A 4337-nucleotide genomic window follows, 5' to 3' on the forward strand; every position below is an offset into this window, starting at 1 on the left:
AACTTCAGTGAAGCCGGACGGGGTCCGAGGGAGGCCGGGGCCGCCGACTGGCCCGTCGTCGAGCCACCGCCGGGCGAGCACGCCGCGAGCGCCGACGCTCCCGCCAGTGTCCCGACCGCGGTCATGATGCCCATGAACCCCCGCCGCGACATTCCGGCACCGGTGAACGGAGCGACCTCGAGCAAGGTTTGTGGTTCGTGGGCCATGCAAGCCTCCAAGACGTCGGAAACGGGGGTAGAAGCGGTTCATCGGCCGTGCGAGGGCGGCGCACACCCACGTCCGGAGTAGCTGGAACCCGGAATGTCATGAGCTCGAGCGAGAGCGCAGCAGGAACTTTCGGCTCCGGCTGGTGGCCGATCCGTCCTCGTGCCGGACACGCGATCCGGTGGACATCAGGTGATCCCCGCTTTGCGCCATCAACGTCGGCGCATCTGCTCGTCCCTTCTGGCTCAGGCCTCGGCGACGACTGTGACCTGCACCTCAACAACGTCGGTCAGTCTGCATCCTTCAGACTCTGTCGTCAAGATCTGAATGCTGGGGTCGAACCGTCGCCCCACCGTGGGCGCCCGCGATCTTCGGATGCGAGCACCAGACCTCGACGACCATCCGAGTAGCAGCGGTGGATCGAGGTGACCATCGGGACGGCGGATCATGAGTGATCCCGTGCAGCAGACTTCGATCCGGTTGAGGCCAACCGGCAGGGCTATCGGGGGTTGCGGTGGTTCGCCGCGCATCGGTCGGGGTCGAGCTGGGCGATCGAGGAGGCGGGCGGACTGGGTGTGGCGTTGGCGACGCGGTTGCGCGGCGACCCGGCTGAGCGCGGATCAGGCCGCGGACCCGGTGCGCCGGCTCAGATCACCCGCTCCAGGTTCGCCCGTTCCGTCGTGAGCTGACCGCGTGGTCTTCGTTGCTGGTCATACGTGGTCTAGGCGAACAGCTCGTCGATGATGCGACCCCGGTGGGTTGAGCGTGGTGAGCCTCAGGTGCCGCAGTACGTGACGTGTGGGGCGCGGCCCACTGGGGCCGGCCCGGCGTGGTCCTCCAGGCCGGGTCGCTCCTGGTAGGGCTTGGAGACGACGTCGAGCAGCCGACGGAGCGGGGCCATGTCTCCCGCAGCCGCCGTCGCGAGCGCGTCCTCCACGTGGTGGTTGCGCGGGATGTAGACGGGGTTGACCCGGTTCATCGCCGCCGCCACCCCGGGGCGATCCGCGGGCAGCAGCGCCTCGCGGCGCGCCGCCCAGGCGTCGAACGGCTCCGGCTCGGTGAACAGCGACCGTGCGCTCTCGGCCGAGAGCGCACGGAAGAACGAGGTGAAGTCGACGCGTTGCGCCCGCATCAGCTCCAGCAGGTCCGTCACCAGCACCGGGTCCGGGGCGGTGAGCCCGAGCTTCGCGGCCATGCCCTCGGCCCAGTGCCGCTGGTAGGAGTCGGCGAACTCGCCCAGCACCGCCGTCGCGGCCTCCACCGCGGCGTCGCCGTTCCCGTCGATCAGGGGCAACAGCGCCTCGGCGAGGCGCGCGAGGTTCCACTGCGCGACCGCGGGCTGGTTGCCGAAGGCGTAGCGGCCGCCGTGGTCGATGGAGCTGAACACCGTGGCCGGATCGTAGGCGTCCATGAACGCGCAGGGTCCGTAGTCGATGGTCTCACCGGAGATCGTCGTGTTGTCGGTGTTCATCACGCCGTGGACGAAGCCGACGAGCATCCACCGGGCCACAAGCCCGGCTTGGGCGTGGACCACGCGGCGGTACAGCTCGAGGTACGGGTCGGCGGCGGCAGCGGCTTCCGGGTGGTGGCGGGCGATGGCGTGGTCGGCGAGCGCTCGCAGCACGTCCCGGTCGCCCGACGCGGCGGCGTACTGGAACGTGCCGACGCGCAGGTGACTCGCGGCGACGCGGCAGAGCACCGCGCCCCGCAGCGGCCCCCACTCCCGCTGCACCTGCTCGCCCGTGGCGACGACCGAGAGCGCCCGCGTCGTCGGGATCCCGAGGCCGTGCATGGCCTCGGCGATCAGGTACTCCCGCAGCATCGGGCCGACCGCGGCCTTGCCGTCACCCCCGCGGGCGAACGGTGTGCGTCCCGATCCCTTCAGGTGCACGTCGCGTCGGCGGCCCGCCACGTCGACGACCTCGCCGAGCAGCAGCGCCCGACCGTCACCGAGGCGCGGCTGGTACCCGCCGAATTGGTGACCGGCGTAGGCCTGCGCGACCGGCGTCACCCCGTCCGGGAGCCCGTGACCGACCAGCGCCGACACCCCCGTCGGCTCCCGCAGCACCGCGGCGTCGATACCCAGTTCTGCGGCCAGCTCCTCGTTGAGCACAAGCAGTTCCGGCGCAGGCGCCGGCGCGGCCGTCCACGGCACCGACAGGCTCGGCAGCTCGCGAGCGTAGGAGTTGTCGAACTCGAACCATGTCCGTGCGACGGTCATGCCCCGAGGCTACGTCCGCACCTACTCGGCGGCGCCACGACGGACGACCTCGGCAGAGGGACCGAGGAGGTGGGCGTCCGGTGCCGGGCTCGGCGGCGCTTGAGGTTCGAACCCCACCCGCCCCACAACGATCCTGGTCACTGGCTCTTGTCGCCGGCTCCCGCTGCGTGGTCGGAGATGCGCGGGGGAGCTGAGCTCGGGCGCGGACTCAGGCGCGTCGTGGACCTGCACTGTTCATGGCGCCATCTCCGCCGGGGCGCTGCCCGGCATGCCCGCGTCCATGTGCATCAACCCGGGCACCCGCTCGGGAGCGAAGGCCACCGCGAGGCCGAGCACCAGCAGCGCGACGGTGACGAGGGCGGTCGCGGTTCGGCGCCAGGGCAGCAGCTTCTCGGCCGCGATGAACACGGTGATCACGGCCATCCACCCGATGCTCATGATGCCGAGGGCGAACAGGGCCGCCATCAACGCCCAGCAGCAGCCGATGCACCACAGGCCGTGGCGGACTCCCATCCGGACCGCGCCCAGTGCCCCCGGACGCCAGTGCTCGAGCAGAAAGCCGAACGGGCCGCGGCAATGGCGCAGGCAGACGTTCTTGAGCGGGGTGAGTTGGTAGGCCGCGGCGGCGACGATCACAGCGCCCGCCAGGAGCGGCCCGCCCCGGTCCCAGCTCAAGGCGTCGATCTCGAGGGCACGGCCGCCCTTGACCACGGCGAACCCGACCAGTCCGGCGACAGCCCATGCGCCCAGGTAGCCGGCCACGAGCAACGCCGAGCCTGTCGACGCGGTGTCTTCCCCACGTCGGCGCCGTGCTGCCTGCAACCGCCGGAACACGATCACCGTCGGCCAGACCGAGGGGAACATCATCGCGGCCATCATCAGGGTCCACGTGCCGATGAAGAAGCCGAGGGTGCCGAGCTCGTCCCCCATGGCGGAGTCGTTGCTTCCCATCCGCGGCACAACCACGGCCCAGCAGATGGCGGCAAGGGCCAGCAGCAGGCCGATCGTCGGCAGCCGGCCCGACGTCGAGCGGACGTGAGCGGTGGTCATTCAGCCGGACCAGGCGAACGGTGCGGAGAAGCCGGATGTGCCTTCCTGGGACCATTCGAGTCCGAGGACTCCTACGCGCGAGCGGCCCTTTGCCACGGCGAGATCGCTGCTGGCCGGGTGGAAGACGTCGACGAGGCGGGCCGGTCGGCCGGTCTCCACGCCGAACGGCACGACGTCGTCTACCTCGACCTCGAGCGAGTCCCCGGCTCTCAGCCTGTGGTTCCCGTTGTTCTCGGTGACGTCGATGCGCATGCGTTCGACGCCGAGCATCTCGCCCACCAGCGGGGCTAGCGCCTCCATCGGGCCTCCCCGTTGGCCGCCGAAGACCGCGCCCAGCTTCTGCAGTTGCTCGTCGGAGGCCCGGTCGTCCACCACGAGGCCGAGTTTCCAGTCGCCGTCCGTCATGACTTGCGGGCTATCTGCCACGGCCACCACGGTCAGGTCACTGACATCGACGTCGTCGACCTGACCGGTGTCCACGTGGAAAATGAGCACCGCGTGGCAGCGCTCGGTGTCGGCCCCGGCATCGAGCGACACCGTGCATGGGCAGGGCATGTCACACGAGCAGTTCTCGAAGTAGCGACCGCGGATAGACCAAGCCATGGGGGCTCCTCTCAGCGGAGGAGAAGCAGAGTCCTCCCCGAGACGCCGCCTGGTCAAGGGCGGGCAAGGCCAGGAGCAACCTGCCGCCGCTGTGGCTCTCGACCAGGAGCGGCCATTCGCGATCAGGTGGGCCGCGGGTCACAGGGTGCTGTCGGCGGCGAGTCTGGCCAGCGCGAGCGCGGGTCTTCGCACCCACCGTGCTTGCCGAGCGTCGGGTGCTGCTCCCGCGTGTCGCAGACTGTCTGTCGTAGGCGAGGAT

General features: G+C 70.4%; 4 protein-coding genes. All 4 read right to left on the reverse strand.

All coding sequences use genetic code 11. The annotated features are described in order from the left end of the window. Positions 1–206: hypothetical protein (locus tag JWR81_RS09955; RefSeq protein WP_297649731.1), on the reverse strand; the 206-nt coding region annotated here is incomplete at its 3' end. 773 nt (positions 207–979) lie between these two features. Beyond that, a complete protein-coding gene (locus tag JWR81_RS09960) occupies positions 980–2425 on the reverse strand; it encodes a YdiU family protein (RefSeq protein WP_297649733.1) in 1446 nt (481 codons plus the stop codon). Positions 2426–2659: 234 nt separating this feature from the next. Beyond that, complete coding sequence (locus JWR81_RS09965; protein ID WP_297649735.1) at positions 2660–3475, reverse strand: DUF2182 domain-containing protein; 816 nt, start codon at positions 3473–3475, stop codon at positions 2660–2662. Then, positions 3476–4078: a DUF1326 domain-containing protein gene (locus tag JWR81_RS09970; RefSeq protein ID WP_297649737.1), complete on the reverse strand. Its 603-nt coding sequence runs from the start codon at positions 4076–4078 to the stop codon at positions 3476–3478. Positions 4079–4337 lie beyond the last annotated feature (259 nt).

This window comes from Pseudonocardia sp. (genome assembly GCF_025965585.1).
Classification (GTDB): domain Bacteria; phylum Actinomycetota; class Actinomycetes; order Mycobacteriales; family Pseudonocardiaceae; genus Pseudonocardia.

Excerpts from the sequence above, each read along its gene's own strand:
- JWR81_RS09960 (WP_297649733.1), bottom strand. The coding sequence starts at position 2,425 with ATGACCGTCGCACGGACATGGTTCGAGTTCGACAACTCCTACGCTCGC.
- JWR81_RS09965 (WP_297649735.1), bottom strand. The coding sequence starts at position 3,475 with ATGACCACCGCTCACGTCCGCTCGACGTCGGGCCGGCTGCCGACGATC.
- JWR81_RS09970 (WP_297649737.1), bottom strand. The coding sequence starts at position 4,078 with ATGGCTTGGTCTATCCGCGGTCGCTACTTCGAGAACTGCTCGTGTGAC.